The sequence below is a fragment of the Gemmata obscuriglobus genome (assembly GCF_008065095.1).
Taxonomy (GTDB): domain Bacteria; phylum Planctomycetota; class Planctomycetia; order Gemmatales; family Gemmataceae; genus Gemmata; species Gemmata obscuriglobus.
The window spans coordinates 5,462,942-5,488,539 of the sequence record NZ_CP042911.1; the positions used below are offsets into that span (position 1 = coordinate 5,462,942).

General features: G+C 69.0%; 24 protein-coding genes. 5 read left to right on the forward strand and 19 right to left on the reverse strand.

The window, feature by feature from the left end:
• Positions 1 to 184 precede the first annotated feature (184 nt).
• Genes GobsT_RS22810 through GobsT_RS22820 form a run of 3 tightly spaced genes read left to right on the forward strand, consistent with a single transcriptional unit; the run spans position 185 to position 2,721 of the window.
• Positions 185 to 1,684: a sulfatase family protein gene (locus GobsT_RS22810; RefSeq protein ID WP_010037609.1), complete on the forward strand. Its 1,500-nt coding sequence runs from the start codon at positions 185 to 187 to the stop codon at positions 1,682 to 1,684.
• A gap of 15 nt (positions 1,685 to 1,699) precedes the next feature.
• Positions 1,700 to 2,239, forward strand: a complete 540-nt coding sequence (locus GobsT_RS22815; RefSeq protein ID WP_010037612.1) for a PepSY domain-containing protein — start codon at positions 1,700 to 1,702, stop codon at positions 2,237 to 2,239.
• A complete protein-coding gene (locus GobsT_RS22820) occupies positions 2,236 to 2,721 on the forward strand; it encodes a hypothetical protein (RefSeq protein ID WP_010037613.1) in 486 nt (161 codons plus the stop codon). Before GobsT_RS22815 ends, GobsT_RS22820 begins: the two co-directional genes overlap by 4 nt.
• A 199-nt stretch (positions 2,722 to 2,920) precedes the next feature.
• On the opposite strand, the gene GobsT_RS22825 is transcribed toward GobsT_RS22820, so the two are convergent.
• The 19 genes from GobsT_RS22825 to GobsT_RS22915 form a co-directional block, all read right to left on the reverse strand.
• Positions 2,921 to 3,274 carry a FliM/FliN family flagellar motor switch protein gene (locus GobsT_RS22825; protein WP_010037614.1) on the reverse strand — a complete coding sequence of 118 codons (354 nt, stop codon included), beginning with the start codon at positions 3,272 to 3,274 and terminating at the stop codon, positions 2,921 to 2,923.
• A 23-nt stretch (positions 3,275 to 3,297) separates the two neighbouring features.
• On the reverse strand, positions 3,298 to 4,149 hold the full coding sequence (locus GobsT_RS22830; protein ID WP_010037615.1) for a FliM/FliN family flagellar motor switch protein: 852 nt from the start codon (positions 4,147 to 4,149) through the stop codon (positions 3,298 to 3,300).
• On the reverse strand, positions 4,146 to 4,658 hold the full coding sequence (locus tag GobsT_RS22835) for a flagellar basal body-associated FliL family protein (protein ID WP_010037616.1): 513 nt from the start codon (positions 4,656 to 4,658) through the stop codon (positions 4,146 to 4,148). Before GobsT_RS22835 ends, GobsT_RS22830 begins: the two co-directional genes overlap by 4 nt.
• A gap of 211 nt (positions 4,659 to 4,869) precedes the next feature.
• A complete protein-coding gene (locus GobsT_RS22840) occupies positions 4,870 to 5,781 on the reverse strand; it encodes a hypothetical protein (RefSeq protein WP_010037620.1) in 912 nt (303 codons plus the stop codon).
• Complete coding sequence (locus tag GobsT_RS22845; protein ID WP_010037622.1) at positions 5,778 to 6,596, reverse strand: hypothetical protein; 819 nt, start codon at positions 6,594 to 6,596, stop codon at positions 5,778 to 5,780. The genes GobsT_RS22840 and GobsT_RS22845 overlap by 4 nt, the downstream gene beginning before the upstream one ends.
• Positions 6,597 to 6,633: 37 nt before the next feature.
• The gene (locus tag GobsT_RS22850) at positions 6,634 to 6,843 is read right to left on the reverse strand and encodes a hypothetical protein (RefSeq protein WP_010037624.1); all 210 of its coding nucleotides are present in this window, start codon (positions 6,841 to 6,843) and stop codon (positions 6,634 to 6,636) included.
• Positions 6,844 to 6,963: 120 nt separating this feature from the next.
• Positions 6,964 to 7,899, reverse strand: a complete 936-nt coding sequence (locus tag GobsT_RS22855; RefSeq protein ID WP_010037627.1) for a flagellin N-terminal helical domain-containing protein — start codon at positions 7,897 to 7,899, stop codon at positions 6,964 to 6,966.
• A gap of 91 nt (positions 7,900 to 7,990) precedes the next feature.
• On the reverse strand, positions 7,991 to 9,679 hold the full coding sequence (gene flgK, locus GobsT_RS22860) for a flagellar hook-associated protein FlgK (RefSeq protein ID WP_010037630.1): 1,689 nt from the start codon (positions 9,677 to 9,679) through the stop codon (positions 7,991 to 7,993).
• Positions 9,676 to 10,197 carry a flagellar export chaperone FlgN gene (gene flgN, locus GobsT_RS22865; protein WP_010037632.1) on the reverse strand — a complete coding sequence of 174 codons (522 nt, stop codon included), beginning with the start codon at positions 10,195 to 10,197 and terminating at the stop codon, positions 9,676 to 9,678. The genes flgK and flgN overlap by 4 nt, the downstream gene beginning before the upstream one ends.
• Positions 10,136 to 10,540: a rod-binding protein gene (locus tag GobsT_RS22870; protein WP_010037634.1), complete on the reverse strand. Its 405-nt coding sequence runs from the start codon at positions 10,538 to 10,540 to the stop codon at positions 10,136 to 10,138. The genes flgN and GobsT_RS22870 overlap by 62 nt, the downstream gene beginning before the upstream one ends.
• Positions 10,541 to 10,622: 82 nt before the next feature.
• Positions 10,623 to 11,729 (reverse strand): flagellar basal body P-ring protein FlgI, encoded by a 1,107-nt coding sequence (locus GobsT_RS22875; protein ID WP_010037636.1) that lies wholly within the window; start codon positions 11,727 to 11,729, stop codon positions 10,623 to 10,625.
• Positions 11,730 to 11,919: 190 nt separating this feature from the next.
• Entirely contained in the window at positions 11,920 to 12,573 is a 654-nt protein-coding gene (locus tag GobsT_RS22880) for a flagellar basal body L-ring protein FlgH (protein WP_081471552.1), read from the reverse strand.
• Positions 12,570 to 13,418 carry a flagella basal body P-ring formation protein FlgA gene (locus GobsT_RS22885; RefSeq protein WP_010037638.1) on the reverse strand — a complete coding sequence of 283 codons (849 nt, stop codon included), beginning with the start codon at positions 13,416 to 13,418 and terminating at the stop codon, positions 12,570 to 12,572. Before GobsT_RS22885 ends, GobsT_RS22880 begins: the two co-directional genes overlap by 4 nt.
• Before the next feature lie 85 nt (positions 13,419 to 13,503).
• Complete coding sequence (gene flgG / locus GobsT_RS22890; RefSeq protein ID WP_010037640.1) at positions 13,504 to 14,295, reverse strand: flagellar basal-body rod protein FlgG; 792 nt, start codon at positions 14,293 to 14,295, stop codon at positions 13,504 to 13,506.
• A 58-nt stretch (positions 14,296 to 14,353) separates the two neighbouring features.
• Positions 14,354 to 15,079 (reverse strand): flagellar hook-basal body protein, encoded by a 726-nt coding sequence (locus tag GobsT_RS22895; protein ID WP_109570913.1) that lies wholly within the window; start codon positions 15,077 to 15,079, stop codon positions 14,354 to 14,356.
• A 183-nt stretch (positions 15,080 to 15,262) separates the two neighbouring features.
• The gene (locus tag GobsT_RS22900) at positions 15,263 to 15,688 is read right to left on the reverse strand and encodes a flagellar export chaperone FliS (protein ID WP_010050842.1); all 426 of its coding nucleotides are present in this window, start codon (positions 15,686 to 15,688) and stop codon (positions 15,263 to 15,265) included.
• A 24-nt stretch (positions 15,689 to 15,712) separates the two neighbouring features.
• Complete coding sequence (gene fliD / locus GobsT_RS22905; RefSeq protein ID WP_010050843.1) at positions 15,713 to 17,713, reverse strand: flagellar filament capping protein FliD; 2,001 nt, start codon at positions 17,711 to 17,713, stop codon at positions 15,713 to 15,715.
• A 153-nt stretch (positions 17,714 to 17,866) separates the two neighbouring features.
• Positions 17,867 to 19,708 carry a flagellin N-terminal helical domain-containing protein gene (locus tag GobsT_RS22910; RefSeq protein ID WP_010050844.1) on the reverse strand — a complete coding sequence of 614 codons (1,842 nt, stop codon included), beginning with the start codon at positions 19,706 to 19,708 and terminating at the stop codon, positions 17,867 to 17,869.
• Positions 19,709 to 19,928: 220 nt separating this feature from the next.
• Positions 19,929 to 20,216 (reverse strand): hypothetical protein, encoded by a 288-nt coding sequence (locus GobsT_RS22915; protein ID WP_010052577.1) that lies wholly within the window; start codon positions 20,214 to 20,216, stop codon positions 19,929 to 19,931.
• Between the two features lie 173 nt (positions 20,217 to 20,389).
• Between GobsT_RS22915 and GobsT_RS22920 the strand changes: the two genes are divergently transcribed.
• Both GobsT_RS22920 and mutS read left to right on the forward strand, forming a co-directional pair.
• Positions 20,390 to 22,492 carry a tetratricopeptide repeat protein gene (locus tag GobsT_RS22920; RefSeq protein WP_010052579.1) on the forward strand — a complete coding sequence of 701 codons (2,103 nt, stop codon included), beginning with the start codon at positions 20,390 to 20,392 and terminating at the stop codon, positions 22,490 to 22,492.
• Between the two features lie 353 nt (positions 22,493 to 22,845).
• Positions 22,846 to 25,431, forward strand: coding sequence for a DNA mismatch repair protein MutS (mutS, locus tag GobsT_RS22925; RefSeq protein ID WP_010043898.1), 2,586 nt, complete (start codon positions 22,846 to 22,848; stop codon positions 25,429 to 25,431).
• Positions 25,432 to 25,598 lie beyond the last annotated feature (167 nt).

Consider the following 25,598-nt stretch of genomic DNA (forward strand, 5'->3'; position numbering starts at 1 on the left):
CTTTACGATCTCACCGGTGACCGTCAACGAGGCGCGAGTCAACGCCCGCTTGCAGGGTCGGCCGCGCCGTGAACTGCGTTATGCGGAAAATCAACCGGTGCCGTCCACTGCGATCCTGCGGCGCGAACGTTGACCTGTGGCCGTTCCGCACCGACAATCACCGCTGTCGCTTCCGGAGGATCGTATGCGTTCCCTCTCCGCGTTCGTTGCGGTCGCTGCGCTCGCGCTTCCTGGCGCGGCGGCCGATCCGAAGCCCCCGAACATCGTGTTCATCCTCGCCGACGATGTCGGGTACGGCGACCTCGGGTGCTACGGCTCCACCAAGGTGCGCACGCCGAACCTCGACACCCTCGCGAAGCAGGGCACGCGGCTCACCGACGCGCACAGCCCCGCCGCCGTCTGCACGCCCACCCGGTACGCGCTCCTCACGGGTCAGTACGCGTGGCGCCATGCGCCCGGGTCGCGCATCCTCAGCGGAGTCGCCCCCCTCAGCATCAAGCCCGACACGCTCACCGTGCCCGCGTTCCTGAAACAAAACGGCTACACCACCGCCGCGGTCGGGAAGTGGCACCTGGGCCTCGGCGAGAAGGAAACGGATTACAACGGCGAGATCAAGCCGGGGGCGCGCGAGGTCGGGTTCGATTACTCGTTCCTCATCCCCGCGACCGGCGACCGCACGCCGTGCGTGTTCGTCGAGAACGGGCGCGTCGTGAACTACGACCCCAAAGACCCGATCACCGTCAGCTACACGAAAAAGGTGGGCACCGAGCCGACCGGGAAGGAGAACCCGGAACTCCTCACCGTTCAGAAGCCGAGCCTCGGTCACGACATGACCATCGTGAACGGGATCAGCCGCATCGGCTGGATGTCCGGCGGCAAAGCGGCGCGCTGGAAGGACGAAGACATCGCCGACGACATCACCAAGAAAGCGGTCGAGTTCATCGGCAAAGCCAAGGACAAGCCGTTCTTCCTGTACTTCGCCACGCACGACGCGCACGTCCCCCGCGTGCCGCACCCGCGGTTCAAAGGCAAGAGCGGGCACGGGCTGCGCGGCGACTGCATCGAGGAACTCGACTGGTGCGTCGGCGAGATCGTCGCGGCGCTCGACAGGTACAAGCTCACCGACAACACGCTCGTCGTCTTCACCAGCGACAACGGCGGCGTCATGGACGACGGCTACATCGACGGCACCGCAACCGACACGAGCGGTCACAAGTGTAACGGGGCGTTACGCGGCTTCAAGGGCGGGCTGTACGAGGGCGGGCACCGCGTTCCGTTTATCGCGAAATGGCCCGTCCACGTCGCGGCCGGGAAGGTGTCGGACGGGTTGGTCTGTCACGTCGATCTCCTCAGGACCTGTGCGGCGATCCTCGGAAAGCTGCTCCCGAGCGGTGCCGGGCCGGACAGCGTCGACATCTTCCCGACTCTCACGGCCGACCGGCCGACGAAGCCGTGCCGATCGACACTGATTCACCAGAGCGGCAACCCGAACGCCCTCGCGATCCGCAAAGGCGAGTGGAAGCTCATCCCCAACGAAGGGAAAAAGAAAGTCGGGCCGGAGCTGTTCAACCTCGCCGCCGATCCGACCGAACAAAAGAACCTCGCCGCCGACAAGCCGGAGGTGGTGAAAGAACTCGCCGCACTGCTGAAGTCGGTTCAAGAGAACCCCACCTCCCGGCCGTAAGCCGAAGGCGTTCCGATGCCGTTGAACCCCCGCGTCTTCTTCCGCAAGGCCCACCGGTGGGGCGCCGTCGTCGCGGCGGCGCCCTTCCTGCTCGTCCTCGTCACGGGCTGCCTGCTGCAACTCAAGAAGGAAATCGCGTGGGTCCAACCGCCCACAAAAAAAGGCACCGGGAAGGAGCCGACGGCGCCCTTCGACGCCGTCCTCACGGCCGTGAAAGGTGTGCCCGAGGCGCGCGTGAACGGCTGGGCCGACATCGAGCGCATGGACGTGCGGCCCAAAGACGGCGTCGTGAAGGTGCAGTGCAAGAACCGGTACGAGGTGCAGGTCGATTTCCAGACCGCCCAGGTGCTCCAGGTCGAGTACCGGCGCTCGGACCTCATCGAGAGCTTGCACGACGGCAGCTTTTTTCACGACTCGTTCAAGGTGTACGTGTTCTTCCCGGTGGCGCTGGTGGTCGTGACACTCTGGGCCACCGGGATGTACCTGTTCGTTCTGCCGCTCGCGGTGCGCTGGCGGCGCAAGAGACCCGCGCCCGACGCGCCGGGGCCGAAATGACCTCACTCCGCCGATTCGTCGTCGTTCAGCTCCTGATGGTGTGGCAGGGCGGGTTCCTGTTCTACACGTCGGCGGTCGTGCCGGTGGGGACCGAACTCCTGGGAAAGGTCGGGCAAGGCTCGATCACCGCCCGCGTCACCGACGCGCTCAACGCGGTCGGCGTGGTCGCGCTCGCCACACTGGCGCTGGACCTGCTACTGACCTCCGACCCGTCCCGGCGCCGGGCGGCGTCGCGGTGGGCCCTGTGGGTGCTCGCCGCGGTATGCCAGGGCGGCCTCTTTTACCTGCACGCGGTGCTGGAATCCTACATGGACCCGGACCGCCGGGTGGTGATGGTGATCCAGCCATTCTACCCGACGCACCGCGTGTACCTGTGGACCAGTACCGTACAGTGGGCCGCGTGCCTGCTGTTCGCGTGGCTCACGCTCCGGGCCTGGCGCGCGCAAGACGTGAAGAGTGCTGCGACCAAAGCGAGGGCATGATTCCGGTTTTGGCCACCGAAGAGAACGGCAGCAGATCGGGACACAAGTGATCCAGTTGGCCGCGATCTACTTGCGTGCGGGATCGCTAAATACCGTCGCGTCAGCGCGGGTGCACTTGACCCGCTAAGGAAGAGAGCCGCAGGCGCGCACGGGGCGCGCATACGGCACCAGCCGACAGCAACCGGGCCAAGTGCGCAGATCAGGCCTCGGGCTTCGCACCGGTCGGCGGGAGCAGGTTCTTGATCCGCACCGCGAAGTGTTCGCCGACAACCACAACTTCGCCCACCGCGAAGGGCACACCGCGCACCGTCAGTTCGACCGGCGCGCTGATGACCTCCTCCAGTTCCACGACAGAACCAGGGCCGAGGGTGAGGATCTCGCCGATGGGCAGCACCGCGCGCCCCAGCCGCGCGGTGATCGTGATCGGCACGTCGCGCAGCGACTCCAGGGTGCTCCCGGGGCCGGTGCCGGCGCGGGGCTCTAGCCGCGGGAACTCGGCCTGGCGGGCCACGACGCCGGGGTCGGCGGGATCGGTCGGAGTGGTTTCGGCCATGTCGCGTCTCGCGCTTGCGGTGGTCAGTCGCCGGTAATGGTATCGACAACAACGGCTGCCCGGTCACCGACGACCCCAGGCCAGACCCGGAATTTTCTCGCACCGCTGACCAATCCGTCAAGCGGCTCGGTCACCTTCTGGTCGAACACGATCACGTCGCCGGTCGTTAGATCCGACACATCCCGCATTGTGAGGTCGGCGCGCCCGAGGATCACGCTCATTTCGACGCTCATCGCCCGCACCACGGACTCGATCTCGGACTTGGGTGCGGGCGTCACCGGCGGCGACAAACCGATCGCGGCCAACTGCTCCCAGCGGCCCGAGCGGGTCAGCAGCAGGTAGATAGGGTGCTCGCCGTACGGCGCGGAGAGGGTGAACGTGACGAAGATGTTGTGCTCGTTGCCCCCGGTCCACACCGCGGCCGGGGCCGCGGGCGCGCCGATGTCGACCACGAGCGGCTCGACACCGGGCCAGCTTTTGAGGAACGGGGTTACGAAGAACTCGCGCACCAGGTGCGGGATCAGGGCCGACTCCATCGGGGTCGGCTCGCGGTCGGCCGGCAGGGCCTCGGGGGCCTCGCCGATCAGCCCGGACAGCAGCGCGATCAGCACGGGGTTCGGGAACACCAGCAGCGCCCCCCCGCCGGGCGCGTCGGGCGGCGCCAGCGGCACGCTGATCGCCCCCTCAGGGAAGAACGCGAGGCAGTACGCCGCGCTGGGCGTCTCCACCTTCGCGATCTGGAGGGTGGCGGGGTACCTCAGGGCTTGCACCGCCGCCTCGTTGGTGCGGCGGCAGGCGAGCGTCAACCACGCGGTGACGTTGCGCTCGATGTCACCGGGCGGCGGTTTGCGAAAGTCGTACTCGGCCGGCGTCATTGCACGACGTACTCTTCGAACAGGACGGCCCGGATGCGGCTGCTGCCGTCGGGATAAAGGACCTCCTCGATCCGTTCGAGGAGCTCCCGCTGCATCCGCTGAACTCCGACCGACCCGCTCACGTCTTTGGTGCTCTTCCCGGCCAGGTGGCCGATCAGGGCGCTTTTCACCGCGGCCTTCTTCGCGGTCACCATGGCGGTGACCTCTTTCTCGGCCTCGGCGTCGACGAGAACGGCGATCTTCAGGCGGAGATACCGTTGCTGCCGCTCTTCGACAAGGTTAACCACCACGTCGCCGAACGGCACGATCGCGGTCTTACTCTCGGCCGGCTTCTTCTTCGGGGCCTTGTCCTTGTCCTTCTCCCCTTCGGCCTTCTTGCCGAACGGGGGCACCCCGCCCATCGCCATCGGGACGACGGCCCCGCCGCCCAAAGCGACCAGACACACGATGATGAGGATCAGTTTGCCGCCCTTTTTCTTCGGTGCGGCTTCGGTTGCGGCTGTGGCCATGGTGCGATCTCCTGGTGCGTGATGCTCAGGGTCGCGTCCGTGCGGCGGGGTGGAGCGTGACCGCTCCCGAAGTATCCGTACTTCGTGTAATTTTGGTTCGCCGGATCGCCCCGGGCCGAAGTCCGGGGCGGTGAAACGGTTCGATTCTGCGTGCGGTTTCGGGCGGCACCGCAACCGGTCGCACGCCCGGTCTGAACTTTGCGCCGGCGCCCTACGGGGCCGCCGGGACCACCTGGCTGGTCGGGCCGGTCCCGACGGTCGGGACCACTTGGCCGGTGGCCCCCAGGTGGGTACAGCTCTTGCCGCGGCCGAGCCGCTGGCAGTCAAGGCACCCGAGGTGCGAGTGCCGGGCCGGGAACGTCGCCGCCGGGTCGATCAGAGCCCCGTCGGCGCCCATCACCACGCCGGGAACCGGGTACCCGAGCAAGCTTAGCACCGCTTCGCGGCTCACGAAGCGACGGAACAAGTTTGGCGAATCCAGGGCCAACTCGCCCGCGAAGCTGTCGTCGCTGGCGATCACGTGGTTCCGCACCCACGCCGGGCGCTCACGCGAGCGCTGCCGGTAGTACACCCGGATGCGGTCGGCGATCGCCTGGTCAGTCGTGTCCCACAGCCCGTCCACCGAGGCGACGACCTTCGCTTCCTCGGGCCCGACCGCTTGCAGCACCAGCCCCATCCGCGGGCGCGGGTACGGTGAGTAGTTGGTCACCACCCCGTACACCACCACGTCGGCGTTGGTGGCCTTGGCGATGTCGTACAGCAGCGGCTCGTCGAACCGCCCGCCGCACCGCGACAGCGCGGCCAAGTAGGCCCGGTCGTCCAGGGCGGTCGGGATCACCTCGAACCGCCCCACCTTGTTTAGCTCGGCGATGAACGCCTCGCGGGCCTCTTCCCCGACCCGCGTGTACCCGGGCTCGTTCCGCGTGAACCCGGTCTCGTTGCGGAACGGGAGCACGACCACCCGTGCGACCCGGTCCCACTGCCACCCCTCCAGGTGGTACTGACTGAACGTCGGCGGGCCGGGCAGCGGCTTGTCCTTGTCGCGGTGCTTGTGGATCAGCTCGCACCCGGCGAGAACGACCACCGCGAGCACCGCGAGCGACCCCATCAGGCGCGTCGTCATGGCTTGCCCCCCGCCGGAGGCAGCGCCTTCTCCAGCGCCCGGATCACCAGTTGGAGCAGCTCGATGTCCTCGCGCTCCATCTGGCGGATCTTGTCCTGCAGCAGGGCCAATTCGGACTTCTGCGTGGAGATGATGCCCCGCGCCTTGTCCACCTCCGCCTGCGCGGACTCGACCTCGCGGAGCGCCTCCATCAGGGCCTGCTCGCGGGCCGCCCCCTGGCGCTCCAACTCGACGATCCGGCTCGACAGCTCGCGGTTCTGGGCCAGCACCAGCTCCAGTTGCCGCGTCAGCTCGAATACCCGGTCGGCGGGCACCTCGCCCGGCCGGAGATCCAGCCGCCCGCCGCGCCACGTCGGATCGAACCGGCTGTTCGGCCCGGCCCCGTCGCCCGGCGCGGCGAGCCCCGGCCCGAGCGGCGCGGGCGCCGGTGTGCCTGGTGCCGTTAGCCCGGCCGCGCCCGGAGGCGCGGCGGGTACCGGCGAGGCCGCCGCCGTGCGAGGCGGCTGCGTCCCGGGGGGCAACATCCCGGGCGGTGGTAGTGTCCCGGCGGGCGGCTGCGGCGGCTGGTAAGCCCCGACCGTCTTGCCGCCGGCCAGATCGCCGCGCCCGCCCCCTGCCGGGTCCGCGGTCTGGGTCCCGCCGGCCTGTACGATCCCGCCGGCCCCGCCCCCGCCATTATCGAGGCCGGGCGGGGTGGATTTGCCGAGCGGCGGCGGTACCGGTGCGGCGGGCCGCAATCCGCTCAGAGGCATACACCCCGTCGCGACCGCGGCGAGCGCGCACAGGCCCGACAGGATGATGTTCCGTCGGTTCACGGCTCCCTCCCTGGAGCAAAAATTCTGGAATCGGCCGTCAGTACTCGCACCGGATGCGGATCCGTTCCCCACAGGTGCAAGTTACCTCTAGCGCCTGGATCAGGTCGCCCTCGCGGACGACCCGCACCGTCGGCTCGTGGCCCCCGCCCGTCGGGGCGGGGGCGCCGATCCGAACCGGCTCCCCCGTGACCCGAACGCGGGCGGCCCGCACGACCGGGCCGCCGCCCCCGGCTGGTCCCTCGTCCATGCCTGCCTCCTGCGAACTGCGCCCGCGAAGACGCGATCCCTTGTGCGTTGAAGGCACGTGCTATAAGCGGGCGCCCGCGCCGTGTCAACGGCTGTTGCCGCGGGGCGCGAACGGGCCGGCTCAGCGGCCGATGAAGTCGAGCAGGCCCGGGTCGGCGAGCTGCGCGGTCACCGCGTAAATCGCTTGCAGCGCGGTGCTCGCCTCTTGCATCTTCACGACCGCCTCGGCGTAATCGGTCCCCTCCAGGTCGCCCACCCGGCTGTCGAAGTCCAGCTTCGAATCGCTGATCACGTTGGACAGAGTGCTCAGCGTGGCCAGGTTCCCGGCCTGCTCGCCGATCGTCGCGCTGATCGAGTCGCGGGCCGCGGTCAGGTCCGTGATCCGCTGGTCCAGGGCCTGGTTGAACGTGGCGCTCGAACCGGACGTGCCGCGCAAGTCGTCCCGCAGTGCGATCAGGCTCGCGAACACGTCCGCCCCGGGCTGCTGGAACACCTCGCTGCCGACGTAGCGGGTGTCGACGGTGGTGCCGCGCCCGGTCACCACCCGGGCGCGCTGGTCGGCGCCGTCGTACACGACCGTCGCGGGGCGCCCCTGGGCGTCGGTGGTCGCCACCCGGAACGCGTTGGTGTCCAGCGCGGTGCCCGAGAACAGGGAGGAGCCGTCGGGCCGGCTGTTGACCGTGATCAGGGCGCGGGAGATGAGGCTGTCGACCTCGGAGGCGAGCGCCTCGCGGCTCTCCGGTTGGGTGCTCGCGTCGTTCGCCTCCAGGGCGATGTTCTTGGCCCGCACCAGGATGTCGTTCACGTCCTGAAGGGTGGAGACGCCCGAGTTCAGAACCGCGGTCGACTCGCTGACCGTACCCGCATAGCTCTTGAGCCGGTTCGACGCGGCCTTCGCCTCCGTCAGCGCGGGGTACTTGCTCGGGTCGTCGGACGCCTTCTCGATCCGCACGCCGGAGGACACCTGGTCGTAGAACTTGGCCAGGTCGGCGCTGCGGAGCCGGATGTTCGCGATCGCGTTGCTGTTTTGGGTAAGGGCCGTGACGCGCAGGTTCATTGGGAAGTTCCTCTTAGTTTGGGGCGCGGGCCGGCGCATCAGGCCCCGGTGCCGGTCGCGCCGGCGGGGCCAGGGGTGCGGGCCGTGACAGTTAGATGATGTTGAACAGGGCGTCCATCGAGGTGTTCACGACGGACAGGTACTTGGACGCGCCCTGGATCATGCGCTGGAACGCGAGCAGCTTGAGCAGCTCCTCGTTCGTGTCCACGCCGACGGTAGCCTGCTCCTGAGTGGCCAGTTCGCGGAGCGCGCTGGTCTGGGTGGTCTGCAGGTCGTCGAACGAGTTGATGCTGCTCCCCAAGGTGGCCGCGATGTCCGCGAAATCCTGGGTGAGCGTGCGGGTGGCGACCGCCTGGACGTCGCGGACCGCGCCGAGCCGCTCGAGGTTCGTGCCGTCGCCCACCTCGCCGGTCCGCCCGGCCGCCAGCAGCGTCGGGTCGGCGGAGATCGTGGGGCTGACCCGGATGCTGGCCGCACTGCTCCCGACGAACAGCCCGTTGACCCCCAGGGCGACGAGCAGCCCCGAGGTGTCGGTGTTCGCCACAGCCCCCGGCCCGGCCGGCAGCGTGTCGCGCCCGGCGAAGTCGAACGAGAACCCGGCCTGGGCCTGGATGTCCAGCGTGTTGGAGGTCGCGTTGACCGTCGCCGTCAGCCCGGGCACCGCGCTCAGCGCGGTGGCGATGTCCGTCAGGCTCTGCGTGGCGGGGTTGATGGCGACGGCCGTGTTGGTGCGGGTCGCGGGGGAGACGTTGTTGTTCGTCACGCTCACCGTGAGCGTCCCGGCCTGGACCGAGAACGGCAGCCCGGCCGCGTTCAGCGGCGCGGTCACCGACGACGCCTGGTTGGTGCCGCTCAGGCTGGTGATCGGCGTCGAGCCGAGCCCGGTCGCCTGCACCTGGTTCACCTTTTGGATCAGTTGACCGGCGAGCGTGTCGAGCCGGGCCCGCAGGGCCGGGATGTCGGTGTTAAAGGACTGCACGTCCCCCGCCAGCGAGCCGGAGCGGAACGTGCGGGTGGCGGCCGCACTCGTGTCGGTGATGACGATGTCGTCGTTGGCGTTCTGCGACACCGTGAACCGGTTCGCGAACTCGCCGACCACCACCGCGGAGTCGCCCGAGATGACGTTGATCTGCCCGTTCGGCACCTCGACGATTTTGACATCGATGAGCTTCGACAGGTCGTCGATGGCCACGTCACGCTGGTCGCGGAGGTCGTTGGCCGTCAGGCCCCGGTTCTCTTTCGTGAGGATCTGCGTGTTCAGGCTCGCGATGCGGGTGGCCAGGGTGTTCACCTGGTCCACCGTGGCCCCGATCTTACGGCCGAGGTCGGACCGGAGCCGGTCGATGTCTCCGGCGGTCGCGTTGAGTTGGTTCGACAGGTCGGTCGCGGCGGTGAGGATGGTCCGGCGGGAGGCGAGGCTGTCCGGGCGGGCGGTCAGCTCCTCGACCTGGTTGAAGAAGCTCTCCAGTTTGTCGCCGACCCCGCCCTGGCCGGTGGCCAGCGCGGTCTCGATCTGCCGGTTGGTGTCAAGCAGCGCGGTGTACCGCCCCTGATCACCGTTGCCGGTCAGGACCGCGGTCCGCACCGCGGGGAGCGAGTACCGGGTGACCGAGCCGATGTCGACACCGGTCACGTTCGGGCCGGTGGTGCGGCTCACGAGTTGCGGGTCCACGCGGTGGTACCCGGGGGTGGTCGCGTTCGCGACGTTCTGGCCGATCAGGTCGAGCGCCTTTTGCGCCGTGGCGATCGCCGAGGTGCCGATGGCGTAGCTGTTCGTCATGTGATGGTTCCGCGTCTCAGGAGGGGCTGATTCGGCGCCGGCGGCAGCCACTGACCAGAGGGGCCGTACCGGATTGGGGTGTCGTCCGCGCCGCATTCGGCGAGCACGTCCCGAAAGAATGATCGGAGGTGACCGAGAAGATTTGCGTTCCGCGTCTGAATCCGGTTCAGCTCGGCGGCGAGCGCCGCGAGCCTCGCGCGGGCGGCCCGGACCGGTTCCGCCTGGGGCTCCGGGAGCCGCTCGGCGAGGGCCGCGAGGGTGACCTGTTCGGGCGCGAGTTCCAGGGCCGCGGCCAGGGCGCCGGTCGCCCCGAGCCGGGCCGCGGACGCGGCCCTCAGCCCGGCCGCGATCCGCTCCTGTTCGGCACCCAGCCCGTGGGCCTCGGGGACCGCGCCGCGCCGCAGCGCGGCGTACAGCTCCTGGCCCTTTTCAATGGCGGCGGTGAGGAGCTGTTCCTCAGCCGCCAGGTGGTGCAGAAACGGCTCGACCGGAGCCGACGGCGCTGAGAGCGTGAGCATCGGTGTGCGTTACCGGCTTGGGTGCGGCGCCGGTCTCCTGCATCTGGCGAACGAGCGCGGACGCGAGGCCGATCCCGCCGGCCCCCGCGAGGTGGCGCCCCAGGTAAAGGTCGAACAGGCCGCCCTGCACGTCGCCGGTGTCGCCGGGGAACATCCCCCCGCCCTCGCCCTCGTCCAGGGTCTGGCGCATCTCTTTGAGCAACATCGAGAGGAAGGTGGCTTCCATCTCGCCGGCCATGTCCTTGACACGCGCGACGGCCTTGTCCGTAACCGTAGCACCCGGCTTGCCCAGCGCGGGGGCCGAAATTGAGGCCGAGGACACAATACTTTCCGCCCCGATCATAGTTTTCCTCCGCGGGTTTAAGTGCGTTCCGGGGTGCCGGGTTCGGGGCGCGCCGCGGGGCCGCCCCGGACCCGGCGCGGGCTCACTCGATGACCACTTCCGCGTGCAGCGCGCCGGCCTTCTTCATCATCTGGAACACGGCTATCAGGTCGCGCGGTGTGACCCCCAGCGCGTTCATCGAGCGGGCCACGTCCGCTACGGTGGTCGATTTCGGCAGCGGCAGCAGGCGGGCCTGCTGCTCGCTGCCGGTCACCTGGGTCCGCGGCACCACCACCGTGCCGCCGCCCGAGAACGGCGGGGGCTGCGAGATCAGCGGCGTGATCGACACCCCGATGTACAGGTTCCCGTGCGCGATGGCCGTCGGGGAGATGGTCACGTTCTCGCCCGCCACCACCGTCCCGGTGCGCTCGTTGATGACCACCCGGGCGGTCGTGTCGGGGCGCACCTCGAACAGCCCCACCTCGGCGATGAACTGGGTCGCGGTCTTACTCAGGTCGGTCGGCTGGCACAAGGCCACGGCCCCCGGGTCGGTGGCGACCGCGGTGCCCGGGTACCGGTCGTTGATCGTCTTCGCGATCATCCGCGCCGTGTTCGGGTCGGGGTCCTTCAGCAGGAGGGTGGCCTTGCCGTCGCGAACGAGTTCGCCCGGCGCCTCCTTCTCGATGATCCCGCCGCTCGGGACCCGGCCGACGTTGACGTGGTTCTTCTGCACGCCGCCGCCGCCGACGGTGACCGAGAACCCGCCGACCGACAGCGGCCCCTGGGCCAGCGCGTACACGTTCCCGTCCGCCCCGCGCAGGGGCGTGAAGATCAGGGTGCCGCCCTGGAGGCTGCGGGCGTCGTCGATCGCGGACACGGTCACGTCCACCCGCGACCCCTTCCGCGCGAACGGCCCGATCTCGGCCGTCACCAGCACCGCCGAGATGCTGGTGGAGCGGATCACCGACTCGGCCGGGAGCTGGCTGAAGATCTGCGTGCTGGTGCCCATGCGCTGGAGCAGGTCGACCGCCACCTGCTGCGTGAAGGTGCTGCGGCTCCCGGTGCCGTCGAGGCCGACCACCAGGCCGAACCCGTACAACTGGTTTGCCCGCGCGCCGGACACGTCGGTGATGTCCTTGATCCGCGCCTGCGCGGACGCCTGCGAGACCGCCGCCAGCGAGACCACCGCCGCGATGAGAAGCCGGTACATGTGTCCCCCAGGAAGAAGAGGGCAGCGAACGGAGGGCGGCGGTCAGAGGGCGGAAGACGGAAGCACAGGGGGAGCTGCCCGAATCGAAGGGCACTCGGCACCTGTTCGCCACCTGGTCCGCCCCGGCCGCCGTCTTTTGCCCCCGGCCTCTGTCCTCTGACCTCTGTCTTCTGACCCCTGTGTTCTGACCTTACGGGCGCAGCAGGTTGCCGAGCCGCCCGAGGTAGCTCTGCCGCGTGGTGCGGCTGCCGGGGCCTCGGCCCAGGTAGCTGACGCGGAAGTTGGCCACGTTCCCGGACCCGACCACGTTGCCCACGCCGATGTCCTGCTGGCGCACGATCCCGGTGAGGCGGAGCACCCGCTCCTCGCCCTGCACCACCCGGCTCTTGTACCCCTCGACCACCAGGTTCCCGTTCGGCATGATGTCCACCACCGTCACCGCCATGCGGTCGGTGAACGTGTGGGTCACGGTGCTCTGGGCGGCGCCGTTGAAGTTCAGGCTGGTCGAGCCGCCGGGGAGCGTGAACCCGACGCCGCTGGAGTTCACCGTGCCCAGCCCGGTGCCGCCGCCCCCGCCGTTGTTGTTCGGGGTGACGTTGCCGCCGCCGAAGAACTGCACGTTGCCGCCCGACGTGGCCGTGCGGTTGAGCTGTCGCGCGTCCTGCTCGTTGGACACCGTGTTCTCGGTGATGGTCACGACGAGCACGTCGCCGACGGCGCGGGCCCGGTTGTCCTGGAACAGGTAGGCGTACCGCGGGTCGCGGCGCTCCCACAGGGAGTCCGCCCGGCTGGTGGCGACCGCCGCCACCGCCGCAAGGAGCGCTGCCAGTGCTAATCGCCTCACGGCGTGGTACCTCCCAGTTCGATCACGAGCTTCCCGGCCCCGGTGACCTTCGCGGGCACCAGTTTCTTCGACTCGCTGTTCTGCACCATCACGGTCTGGCCGAGGAGCCCGTCGCTCTGGGCCTCGCCGGTCATGATCATCTTCAGCCCGACGCTGCTGACGCTCACCTCGACCCGCTGCCGGGCCCGCACCAGCACCTCGTTCGGGTTGGCGGGGGTCGTGCCCCCTGCCTGTTGCACCTGCGGGTCGGCCCGCGGGCCGTCCGTCACGTTCACGTGCAGGGCCATGCCGAGCAGGGTCTCGCCCCCGCACGCGATCGTCACGTCCATCTGCACCCGGCCGGTGGTGCGCCCGCGCGGCTTCGCGGTGATCGTCACCCGCTCGTCCGCGGGCACCTCCGGGAGCTTCACCACGACCGGCTGCGCGAGTTCGACCGTGGCCCCCGAGCCCGGGGGCAGTTGGCGGAGCAGTTCGGCCCGGGCCGCGGCGAGCACCTCGTCGGCCGTAACCGAGCGCCGGGCCGGTGTGACCGTGACGCGGTCCGCACCGGTCACTCGCACCGCGCCCGCGTCGAAGCCGGCCAGTTCCAGCCGGTAGCAGACGGACAGCCTTCCCACCACGGTACCCGCGCTGCGGGCTTTGAGTTCGAAGAGGTCCACCTTCGCCACCCGCGCCCGGGTGCCGGCGTCGCCGCCGGAAATGAGCGCCACGTCCCCCACGGTGATGAGGTTCGTGCCGACGGTCGCGGACGGGTTCAATTCGACCACCACCGGATCGCCGGCCCGCGCCGCGAGCGGCGCGAGGGCCGCAACGGCGGCCGCCAGCAGGTATCGGAAGCTCCGCATCCGTGCGCTCCGCAGGAACGTGAAGGGCGTGCGAGGGGCGCGGCCGCCCTGGCGGCCGCACCGAGTGCCCCGCAGGGAGAAGCCGTTAACGGATCAGGTCCGTAGTCGAGGCCAGCATGTTGTCGGCGGTGCGCACGGCCCGGGTGTTGAACTCGTAGGCCCGCTGCGCCAGGATCAGGTTGATCAGTTCCGTCACCACATCCACGTTCGACCGCTCCAGAAACCCCTGGCGGGTGAACCCGACGCCGTTCTGGCCCGGGGTGGCGATGAGCGGGGTGCCCGACGACGCCGTTTCGGCGAACAGGTTGCGCCCCTCGGCGCTCAACCCGGCGGGGTTCTGGAACCGCACCAGGGTGAGCTGGCCCAGCACCGTCGAGGCGTTCAGCGCGCCTGCGTTCTGCACCGAGATCGTGCCGTCGGAGCCGACCGACACGGACACGGCCTGGGTCGGGATGGTCACCTGCGGGGAGATCAGGAACCCGTCGCTGGTGACCAGGTTCCCCTGCGCGTTCAGCCGCAGCGCGCCGTCGCGGGTGTAGCGGAGTTCGCCGCTCGGGAGCGTCACCTGGAAGAACCCCTCCCCCTCGACGGCCACGTCGAACGGGTTCTGGGTGTTGACCAGCGCGCCCGGCGTGAACACCTTCGTGATGCCCGCGACCCGCGCCCCGCTGCCGATCTGGAGCCCCGTGGGCACCTGGAGCCCGGCGGCCGCGTCGGACCCCGGCGCCCGCTGGCTCACGTACAACAGGTCCTGGAAGTCGGCCTGCCCTTTCTTGAACCCGTTGGTGTTGACGTTCGCGATGTTGTTCGACGTATTGTCGATCGCGGTGGTCTGGACGTTCATCCCGGTGGCGCTGGTGAACAGTGCCTTGATCATGGGTCCCCTCCGTGAGAGAAAGCGGCGGCCGGCGTCCCGGGCCTCGTGCCCGAGCGCCTCAGGTCTGCGGCCGGGTGTTCAGTTGCAGCGATTCGGCCTGGGCGCGGAGCGCGCGCTGGGCGGCGTCGTAGTACCGGGCGCCGATGATGAGCCGGACCATCGCCGCCGCGGGCTCGACGTTGGAGCCCTCGCGCGAGCCCTGGATCACGCGCCCCGGGGCGTCCTGGCGGCCCGCCTGCGGGGAGGCGGTGTATAGCGTCGGCCCTGCGGCGGTGAGCTGCTTCGTGTCGGCGAACCGCGCGAGCCGAACCGTCCCGAGGGGCTGGCCGTCGGCGGTGATGCTGCCGTCGCTGGCGATCACCACGCGGCTGGTGCCTTCGGGAATGGTAACGTTACCCTGGTCGGTCTGAAGCGCGTAGCCGGCCTGGCTTACCAGACGCCCCTGGGGGTCGACGCGGAAGCAGCCGTTGCGCGTGTAGAGCGGCCCGTTGGGGCCGTTGAGGACGAAGAACCGGTCGGCCTCGCCGATCGCGAGGTCGTAGGGGTGTCCGGTCTGTTGGATCGGTCCCGGGCGGAAGTCGTTGTAAGCCTGGACCGTGCGAGCCCCGGTGATGTCGCCGGTCGGCTCCTCGGCGTGGCCGATGTGGCGGTCCAGGCTCTCGAACACCAGCCCGCGCTCGCGATACCCGGGTGTGGTGGAGTGGGCCAGGTTGTGCGCTGTCACTTCCTGCTGTTCCGACGCGATGACCAGCGCGGAACCGGCGCTGTAGAGGCCGCGGATCATGAGCTATCGCCCCCGGTTTGAGACCGGAGGATTCATCGACCCGGCACAACCGGCGCGTTCACTCCTTTTGCCCGTTCTTGCGAATCCGGCCCCGCCGCCCGGATGCACACAACCGGCCCCGGAAACGCGCGGCGGCCCGGCGAAGGTCGCCGGGCCGCCGCGCGTTTCCGGGGCCGGTTGGGCTCAGGCAGTAGCCGCCACCACCGCCGCGTGACTCATAGGCGTGAGGCGCCCGTCGCGCTCCATTGCGTTCCCCTCCGCGCGGACCGCCTCGAACCCTTCCCGGAGGGTGCGCAGCACCTTCCGCACGTTACCCACACCCTCCAGATCGGCGCGGGCCAGTTCGTGGGCGGCGTACTCGTACAACCGGAGGATGTTGCCGTTCACCTCCGGGTTCACCTCTACCCGTACCCCTTCGGCCAGCGCCATCACGATCTGCTGGGCTTTGAGCAGCAGCGTCACCGCCCCGGCCTGGTCGCGTGCCTGCAGCGCGGCCTCCGCCTTATCGAGCCGCTCCAGAGCCTTGTCGTACAGCGCGAGGAGCAGGTCCATGCGAGTCCACCCGGTCGCGGGTTCGGACTGCTGCTGGTAGCGGCGGTACGGGTTCATCGGTGCACCTTGAATGTCTGAAAGTTAGTTGTTGCTGTTCGTCGAAGTGGCCAGCGACGCGAGCTGCGTCTGAAGGCCCTTCAGGTTGTTCACGGCCGTTTCCATCGCGGCGAACTGCTTCTGGAGCTGGGCCGTCTTATCGTCCAGGACCGCCTGCTGCTTGACGATCGTCTTGTCGATGTTCGCGGTCTGCTGGTTGTACGTGTCGGTGATCGCCTTGAACCGGCCGGCGACCGGATCCAGGTAGCTGTTCAGCACCTGCGACAGGCGGCTCGCGACCCCCTGGGTGACCGTCACGGTGCCCGTCCCGGGGGCGGTCAGTTTGGAGGTCAGTTGGAGCCCGGCGGTGGTGGCGTTCCCGCTCGCGCCGGTGAGGATCTGCCCGCTGCCGATGGCGGTTTCCGTCGTCCCGTTCACCACGAAGTTGCCGGCCACGTTGGTGCCGACGGAGCTTTCCGCGCCGTTGAACCCGAGAGCCGCGAGCACCTCCGCCGAGCCGCCGGTGATCGCGATGTTGGCCCCCGAACCGTACTTCTGGGTGGAGATTTGGACCTTGCCGCCACCGTCTAGACCAACCGTCACATAATTATCGCTCGAACTCTGCGCAGAGTTGATCGCCTTTTGGACCGCGGCGAGCAGTTCGCCGGTGCTGTTGTACGGACCGGCCGGCAGGCTCACGCTGCTGCTGAGCAGGCTGTTCAGTTTGAATTGGAGGGTCGGGTTCGCGGGGATGAGCGCGACGGACCCGGGGGTGGCGGACGCCACCACCACCGCCTGCGTGGCCGCCGCCGTGACGTTCACCTGCACGGACTTCCCGGCCGTCGACTGGGTCTTGGTCCCGCCGGCGAGGAAGGTGATGTCGGCGTTGCTCGTGGAGCCGGACAGCCCGAACAGCTTCTTGAACCCGGCCGCGGCGGTGCCCGACGGGTCGTTGAGGGCGGAGGTCAGTTTGCTGGAATCGAACACCAGCTTCCCGGAGTCGTTGAACGACAGGCCGGCCACCGACAACCGGTTGGTGCTGCCGGTGAGGCCCGGGACCGCGTCGGTCAGGGCGCTGGCGAGCGCGTCCGACAGGGCGGTCACGTCGCGGTTCCCGAGCAGCGTACCGGCCGTTTGCGTCTCGGAGTTGTACTGCGTCTGGGAGGCGATGAGGTCCTTCACCGCGTTGTACGAGGTGACAAAGTCTTGCACCGCTTTGACCGCCCCGCTGGTGTCGGCGGCTACCGACACGGTGACCGTCTGTCCCTCTTTGAGGAGGTTCAGGCTGACCCCGGCGATCACGTTGTTGATCTGGTTGGTCGGGCTGGACACGCTCAGCGCGCCGCCCCCGACGGTCACCTGGGCGTCCTGGGCCGCCTGAAGGACGGTCGGCACGCCGCCGGTGAACAGGTCCTGCCCGGAGCCGCCGGTGAGCCCGCTGGCGTCCACGCTGATCGCGTTCGCCGCGCCCGTCTTGCTCGACGTGACCAGCAGCTTCGCTTCCGACGTGCCGCTGTCGGTGACGACGGTCGCGCGCACGTCGCCGCCGGCCGCGTTGATGCTGTCGGCGACCCCTTGGAGCGTGTTGTTCTGGCTCCCGACCGTGACGGTCGTGGTCGTGCCGCTGCCGACGGTGATCTTGAGGGTGCCCGTTTTGAGGGCGGTGTTCGGGTCGGCGAACCCGGCCGACGCCACCTGGGCGCCCCGGGCCAGTTTGACCACGTTAACCGTGTATGTGCCGGGGACCGCGGCCGTCCCGGCCACGGCGGTCGCCGCGGTGCTGTCGGACGAGGTCGCGGTGCGGCCGTCGAACGCGCTGCCGGCCGAGCGGGCGAGGGCGTTCGTCTTGGATTGGAGGTCGAACAGTTGCGCCTGGAGGGTGACGAACGCCGTCTGCTTGGTGGTGAGCGCGGTTTTCTGGCTGTTCAGCCGGTCGATCCGCTGCTGGTTGATTTTGTTCAGCCCGTCGATGACCTTCTGGGTGTCGATGCCCGTGGCCAGGCCGGTGAAGTTCAAGCCGCTCGTGCTAACGCCGCTGACAGCCATCAGAGCACCTCCGAGTGTTCCAAGCTCATACGCTTGAAGGGGTTAGGATTCCGGTTGTGGGGTGGTGCGACCCGCCGTGAGTGCGGGAGCGGGCGCGGGCAGAGATCTCCTCTGCCCGCGCCCCTCAGGTATTATCGAAGGACTCGCTCGCGATTAGCCCCGGAGGAGCTGGGCGACGAGCTGGGTCGTCTGGTTGGCGTTGCCGAGCACCGTCGCCCCGGCCTGGAGCTGGGTCTGGAGGCGGGTGAAGGTCGCGATCTCTTCCGCGAAGTCGGTGTCACGGACCACCGACTCGGCCGCCGTCGTGTTCTCCAGGGTGCTCTGGAGGTTGTTGGCGTTCGACTCCAGGGTGTTGGTCTGGAACGCACCCAGCTTACCGCGAAGGGCCGAGATGTCCGCGATCGCTTGGTCGACCGCCTTGAGCGTGTCCTGGGCGCCCGACGCGGTGGTCACATCAACCGCTGCCAAGCTGCTGAACTGGTTGCCGACCAAGTTCTGGGCCAGGGCCGTGGCCCGCACGTCGCTGAACCGCAGGTTCGAAGTCTGGCCCGCGTTCGCACCGATCTGGAACACCAGGCCGTTGTCGGCCACCGTGATGGTGCCCGTGGTCGGGGCGGCCGACGTGAAGGTCGTGGACGCCGGGTCGTCCTTGAGGGTGATCGCCAGGCCGAACCCGCTGGCGACGTTGCCGTCGATCTGCAACGTGCTGGTGGTGATCCCGCCGTCGTTGGAGATCGTGCCGGTCGCTTCCCGCCCGCCCGTCACCCCGTTCGCCGCGGCCCCGGTCGTGGACACCGTGGTGGTGTCGAAGTTCCCGGCGGAGTTCAACCCGAGCTTCGTCTCCGTGAACGTGTCGGTGCGGATCGTGAAGTCGCCGCCGGTCCCGTAGGTGGCCGAGGAGAACGCGATCCGGGCGGAGTTGGTCGGGTCCACCGAGGCCCGCACCCCGGTCGTGCCGGTGTACGAGTTGATCGTGGCGATCGCGTCGGTCAGGCTGCCGGCGTTGTTACCGTTCAGGGCGATGTCGGTCCCGTTGAGCGTCAGCTTGCCGGTCCCCTGTGCCTCGAACGTGTACACGTCGTTGGCGGTGTACGTGTCGCCGGTCGTGAACTTCAGTTGCAGGCCCTGGAGGACCGGATCGGTGATCAGGTCGCCCGACGTGTAGGTCGTCGGGATCGAGATGTTCTTGAACGTGTTGGTCGAGGTGTCGGTCACCTTGAGGTTGACGACGTTGGTCCCGATGTCACCGCCGGAGAGGACTTCGACCGTGTAGGTGCGGTTGGTGACCCCGGTGTAGTTCCCGGTCACCTGAAGGTCGTCGCCGGCCGCGGACGCCGCACCCACGTTGTCGCGGGCGTCAACGGTGAACCCGCCGGTGACCGCGGTCACGTCGGCCGCCGCCACGACGCCGTTCAGGGTGCCGTTCGTGAAGGCGGTGAAGTTCGCACTACCCACCACGTTGGCCCGGCGGGCCGACTGGGTGATGTTGATGTTGTAGTCGCCGGCGACCGCGGTCGGGTCGACCGCCACGCCGATGTTCGCGACCGCGGTGCTAGCCCCCAGCGACGCGCTGCCGTCGAGCAGCTTCTTGCTACCGAACTGGGTGGTCGTGGCGATCTGGGTGATGGTCCCGAGGGCGTTCGCGATTTCGGCCTGGTTCGCGGCCAGGGCGGTCGCGTCGTTCACGCCGGCGTTGGCCGAGTCGAGGGCCAGGCTGCGGATCTTGGTGAGCAGCGAGCTGATTTCGTTCAGCGCGCCTTCGCCGGTCTGCACCAGGGACACGGCCTTGTTGGTGTTGGCGATCGCGGTCTGGAGACCGGCGATCTGGGCACGCTGCTGCTCGGAGATCACGAGGCCGGCGGGGCCGTCCGCACCGCGGTTGATTTTCAGACCGGTCGAGAGCCGCTCGAGCGACTTCGACAGGGCCGAGTTGGTCTTGCTCAGGTTCGCCTGGGCGTTGAGAGAGGCGCCGTTGTTGACGACGGACAGAGCCATTGCGAGCACTCCAGCTTAGGGTTCAGTTTGCGGGTCGGTGAGTCCTTCCCGTCTGCTGAGGTTATCGAACTGGGTGGGGGAGATTTGCCTGCGTTTTCAGCGACTTTGCGGCGCCGCGCGGCCCACAGTGGGTGCACGCCGCGCGGCCCCAAAACGCCCGCGGCCCCCGCCGAGCTGGTGCTCGGCGGGGGCCGCGGGCGTTATTATCGGACTTAAGGTGTCAGCTTACCGGGCCGTCGTTATCCGGGAGCGTTTGAGCGGCGGCGGCGGCGGCAGCGGCGGCCGCCTCGGCGGTGTTGAAGTCGCCGGCCGCGAGCCGGGCCGCGGCTTCGGAAACCACGTTCGGGCGGACGTCAGGAGCCTGGCGGACGCCGGCCAGCAGGGTGGCCAGTTTGCCGGTCAGGACGAACTCTTTCGCGCTGCCCGATTCGACGGCCGGTGCCGGGGTGGAGCGGGTGGCCGGGGTTTGCGGAGCGGGCGGCTGGACTCCTGTAGGTTCGATACGCATGGCTCGGTACTCACAGTTTTCAGGTGTTGGGGCCGATGTTCGCGGCCTACGAGAATATGTATCGAGCGGATTCAAATAAAATTGCGTCAAAAAAGCGCCCGCAACCGCGCGGAGACATTTTCGATCATACGGTTGGAATCTGCTACCCCACCTCAACCGGGCTGGACACCGTCATGAGCGACTCCTCCGCCTCCCTCCCCTCCCCCGAAGTGCCGGCCGACGGCGCCAGCGCCCAGCCCGCCGCCCCGCGACCGCGCCGCGGTTTGATCCGTCGGCTCGTGACTCCGGCCATCGTACTGGCGTGCGTCACCGGTGGCGCGGCCCTGAGCCAGCAGCTCCGCCCCAAACCGGCCCCCGAAACCGCGGAGCCGCACACCGACGCGGACGCGCCCCCCGCCCCGGACGCGCATCCCGCCCCGAACGCGCCCCCCACCCCGGCGGATCGGGCAACCGCGGGTCGGGTCAACAACAGCATCCGCGCCGCGAGCTACTCATACGCGCTCAAGCTGATCCGGGGTGCGGCACCGGGCGCGTTCGGCGACGAGCACCAGGCCGCGTATCGCGAGGGGCTGTGCCTGGAAGGGCTCAACCGGTTAAAGGAGGCCGACGCGGCGTACCAGAAGGCCGAACAGGACCCCAACGTGGGCGGGTGGGCGCGGGCCACGCTCGGCCGCGCCCGCTGCGCGATCGACGCGGGCACGCTGACCGAAGCGCGCGCGCTGATGGACCGCGTGCTGCTCCGCTCCGGCCACCAGGAGTGCCGGGGCAGCAAGTTCCGCGAAGAGGTCGCTTACCTGCGTGCCCGCGTGTGCGTTCTGGAACTCGGGTCCCCTGCCCCGCTGGACCCGCTCAACGCCGGCGCGCTCGCCTGGCCGGCCATGCAGGTGGAACCCGATGTGTACCTCGATTGGCTCGCCAGCGCGGAGTCGGCCGCCAGCCCGAGTCCGGACACCGGGCGCGACGTGGTCGAGGTCCACGCCGACAAGGACCCGCAAAACCCGACCGTCACGCTGCGGCTCGCGAAGCAACCCGCCCTGGACGCGGTCCACGCGCTGGCGTCGGCCGCACAACTGGAAGTGTCGGAAGATGACACGGTTGCAAAACTGCTCGCCGATCCGGTCGGCCCGGTCGAGGTCGAGCGGTTGCCGCTCGGTGTCGTGCTGACCGCGCTGACCGAGCGGGCGCGCGTGAAATGGGAGATTAAAGGGCGCGAACTGCTCCTCGCGCCGGCGCCGTACGGTACTGGGCCGGAACTCACCGTGCAGGCGCTGCGCCAAGCACTTGAAGTGGCGGCGGAGCACCCGGCCGCGGCCCCGATGCGGGTGACGCTCGCCAACTTGGACGCTCGGGCGGGCCGGTTCCGGGTCGCGACCCTGGGGTACCGACAGGTGTTCGAGACCGTCGGGCACGCGCCCGCGGCCCCGCACGCGGCGTACAACCTCGGGCTGATGGAAATGAAGGCCGGGAACCGTAAGAGCGCGGTGGCCCGGTTCTTTGAGGTGATCGACCGGGCTCCCGGCACGACCTTCGCGGAGTTCGCGTGGTGCTGGATCGGCCGCTCGCACCTTGAGGACGATGCCCCCGAGGCGGCCCGCCGGGCTTACGTGACGGCGTACAACGGCAACAACAAGGAGGCCGTTTCCGCGGCCGCGCTGGGCGTGTGTATGTGCGACCTGCTCACCGGCAACGAGGGCGCGGTGCGGGAGCTGATGGCGGACGCCAAGCTCAGCACCCGCGAGCCGCACGCGATGATCACGAACTACTACACGGCGCTGCTCCGGTACCGCACCGCCCCGAGCGAGAGCCGCAAAGAGCTGTTGTTCCGGGCGATCGATGCCGCGGACGAGGGTCGTGCCTTGGGGCCGGGCGGGGTGTACCTCACGGGCCGCGTGTACACCGAACTCGGGCTCACACGGGAAATGTGCTCGCTGTACGAGCGCGAGGTCGAAACGGCCCGCGGCCCGCTCGCACTCCGGATGCTGTACGAAGTGGCGGAGCGGTACGACCGGCTCGACGCCCGGTCCGCAGCCCGTGCTCGGTACCTTTCGGTGGCCGCAGTGGACCAGTACGGCCTGCGCGCGCGGGCCGAGTTGCGGCTGGCCGCGCTCGACGCCCGCGACGGGAACGGGGAAGACGCCGTCCGCCGCTGCTGGGTGCTGACGAAGAGCAAGGACGTGCCGCTCGAGGATGTGCTCCGTGTCATGGGGCACGGGTACGAGTTGCAAGGCATGTACCGCGCCGCGGCGGACTGCTTCGCCGGGCGACTGCCGGAGTAACCGAACGCACGAACGGAACGGGCCGCGACCAACAACGGTCGCGGCCCGTTCCGTTTTCCGCGTGGGGTGTGGTGATAGCTTTTGCCGATGGGAGTGGGCACGTGTGATAACCGCCCGCGTTGGTGCGCGAGAAGGTGCTTTCCCCCGCCCCGTGTGATTCCTAGGGTGCGTGGCCGGTTATCGTCACTCACGTCCCAGCGGCGGGTTCAACCGGAAGAACCGCACACACTTCGGCGCACGGCGCCCACTTCGTTGATTCCCATCCGCAGCGCGGTCCGATAAACTTCTGAGCGGCCCCTGTTACGTTCCGACGCCGGACTTCCGACCCCCGACCGGGCGATGCCATGTCCCGCATGATGCAGCAGTACCACGACGCGAAGAACCAGCACCCGGGCATGATCGTCCTGTTCCGCAACGGCGACTTCTACGAACTGTTCGAGGACGACGCGGAACTGGGGTCGCGGGTGCTCGGCATCACGCTCACCAAGCGCGACGGCTCGATCCCGATGGCCGGGGTGCCGGTCCACAAGCTCGAACACTACCTCGGGCTGCTGCTCCGGGCCGGCCACCGCGTCGCGGTGTGCGAGCAGATGGAGGACCCGGACCCCAAGAAGAAGATCATCCACCGCGAGGTGAACCGGATCGTCACCCCCGGTACGGTGACCGACGACGGGTTGCTCGACCCCCGCGCGCCGAACCATCTTGTTGCCGTTGCGCCCGGCAAGCCCGGGTTCTTTGGCCTCGCGTGGGTGGATCTCTCCACCGGCCATTTTGCGGCTACCGACGTTCCGGCGCCGCGCCTCCAAGACGAACTGTCCCGGCTAAGTGCCGTCGAGTGCCTGTACGCCGAAGGGCTGACGAACGCCGTCTCGCAGGCGGCGGGCACGTACCTGCCGAAGAGTCGCGTGGCCCGTCCGGACTGGACGTTCGACCCGGCTACCGCGCTGGCGGCGCTCAAAACGCATTTCGCGGTCGGCACGCTCACCGGCTTCGGCTTCGACGACGCACAGTCATGCCTCGTCGCTGCGGGTGCGGTCGTGATCTACCTTCAGGAAACGCTCAAGGCGAGCCTCCAACACATCCGCCGGCTGCGCCCGCACCGCCCCGATGCCCTGCTCACCCTCGACGAGGTCACCCGGCGCAGCCTGGAGCTGACCCGCACCCTGCGCGACAACCAGCGCGACGGCTCCCTGCTCTCGGTGCTCGACCGGACCGTCACCCCGATGGGCGCCCGGCTCCTGCACGACAGCGTTCTGGCCCCCCTCACGGACGCGACCGCAATCAGCGCCCGCCTTGATGCGGTGGAAGAACTTCTGAAGGATCACGCGCTCCGGCAGTCCGTGCGCGACCAGCTCGACGCGTGCTCCGACATGCAGCGCCTCACCACGCGCGTATCCACGGCGAAGGCGGGGCCGCGCGACCTGGCCGCGATCGCCCGCACCCTGCGCCACCTCCCCGCGGTGAAGGCCAAGCTCACCGGCCGGCGGTCGAAGCTGCTGCAAGACCTCGAAAAGCGACTCGAGCTGTGCCCCGACATCCGCGAGTTGCTGGATAAGGCGATTGAGGACGATCCGCCGCACATCGCCAAAGAGGGCGGCGTGATCCGCCCCGGGTTCAGCGCCGAACTCGACGAGCTTCGCGCCCTCACCACAGACGGGAAGAACTGGATCGCCCGCTACCAGGCGCAGGAGATCACACGCACGGGCATCGGCAGCCTGAAGGTCGGCTACAACGAGATCGACGGCTACTACCTCGAAATCACCAACGCGAACGAGACGAAAACGCCGCCGGAGTACAAGCACCAGAAGACGCTCAAGAACGCGAAGCGGTACTACACGCCGGCCCTCCGCGAGTACGAGGAGAAGGTCGTCACCGCGCAGGACAAGAGCCGCGCGCTGGAACTCCAGCTCTTCGTGACGCTGCGGGACCAAGTCGCGGTCCAGACGCCGCGGTTGCTGAACACCGCAGAGGTGCTCGCGGCGCTCGACATGCTGGCGGCGCTGGCGGAACTGGCGGCGGCTCGGAACTACGTGCGCCCGGCGTTCGTGGAGGAACCCGTTCTCGACATTCGGGACGGCCGGCACCCGGTTCTTGACCAGATCCTGCCGCCTGGCACGTTCGTGCCCAACGACGTCGCGTTCGGCCCCGACGACGGCATGTTCTGGCTCGTCACCGGGCCGAACATGGCCGGCAAATCGACGTTCCTACGCCAGGCGGCGCTCATCACCTTGATGGCGCACGTCGGGAGCTTCGTACCCGCGAAGAGCGCGAAGGTGGGGCTGACCGACCGCATCTTCACCCGCGTCGGCGCGAGCGACGAGTTGAGCCGCGGGCAGTCCACGTTCATGGTGGAAATGACCGAAGCCGCCAACATCCTGAACAACGCGACGGCGCGGAGCCTGGTCATTCTCGACGAGATCGGCCGCGGGACGAGTACATACGACGGCGTTTCGCTGGCGTGGGCGATGACCGAGTACCTGCACGACACGCTCGCGTGCCGCACACTGTTCGCGACGCACTACCACGAACTGGCTCAGCTCGCGGCGTCGCTGCCCCGGCTCCGGAACTACAACGTGCTGGTGCGCGAGCTGGCCGACGAGATCGTCTTCTTGCACAAGATCGCGCCGGGGAACGCGGAGCGCAGCTACGGCATCCACGTCGCGCGGCTGGCGGGAGTTCCGGGGAGCGTACTCGCCCGCGCGACCGCCGTGCTCGGAACGCTGGAGAAAGGCCACGACCTGTCGAACGTGCCGGCAGCGCCCGTCGCCGCGCCCGATGTGACGAGACCTATCCCCCTACCGACCCCGGCGACACCGCCGCGGATCGAGCCGCCGAAGCCGAAGATCGTTCAGCCGCCCGAGGCGCCGCGGCGCAAGTCCAAGCCCCAAGCGGCGACCGGCCCGAGCCTGTTCGGGGACGGCGACGACGTGCCGTTCTGATCGGCGCCGTGAGCGGCGAACCGGTGTCCAGTTGTGATTGACAACGATGGTGCCGGTATCACACAATGCCGCCTCAGCCCGATCCTGTGTTCGGAGGATGGCCGGTGCGCGTTTCTCTGCTCCCACTGGTTGTACTTACAGTGGCGCCAGTCTTCGCGGGAGATCGA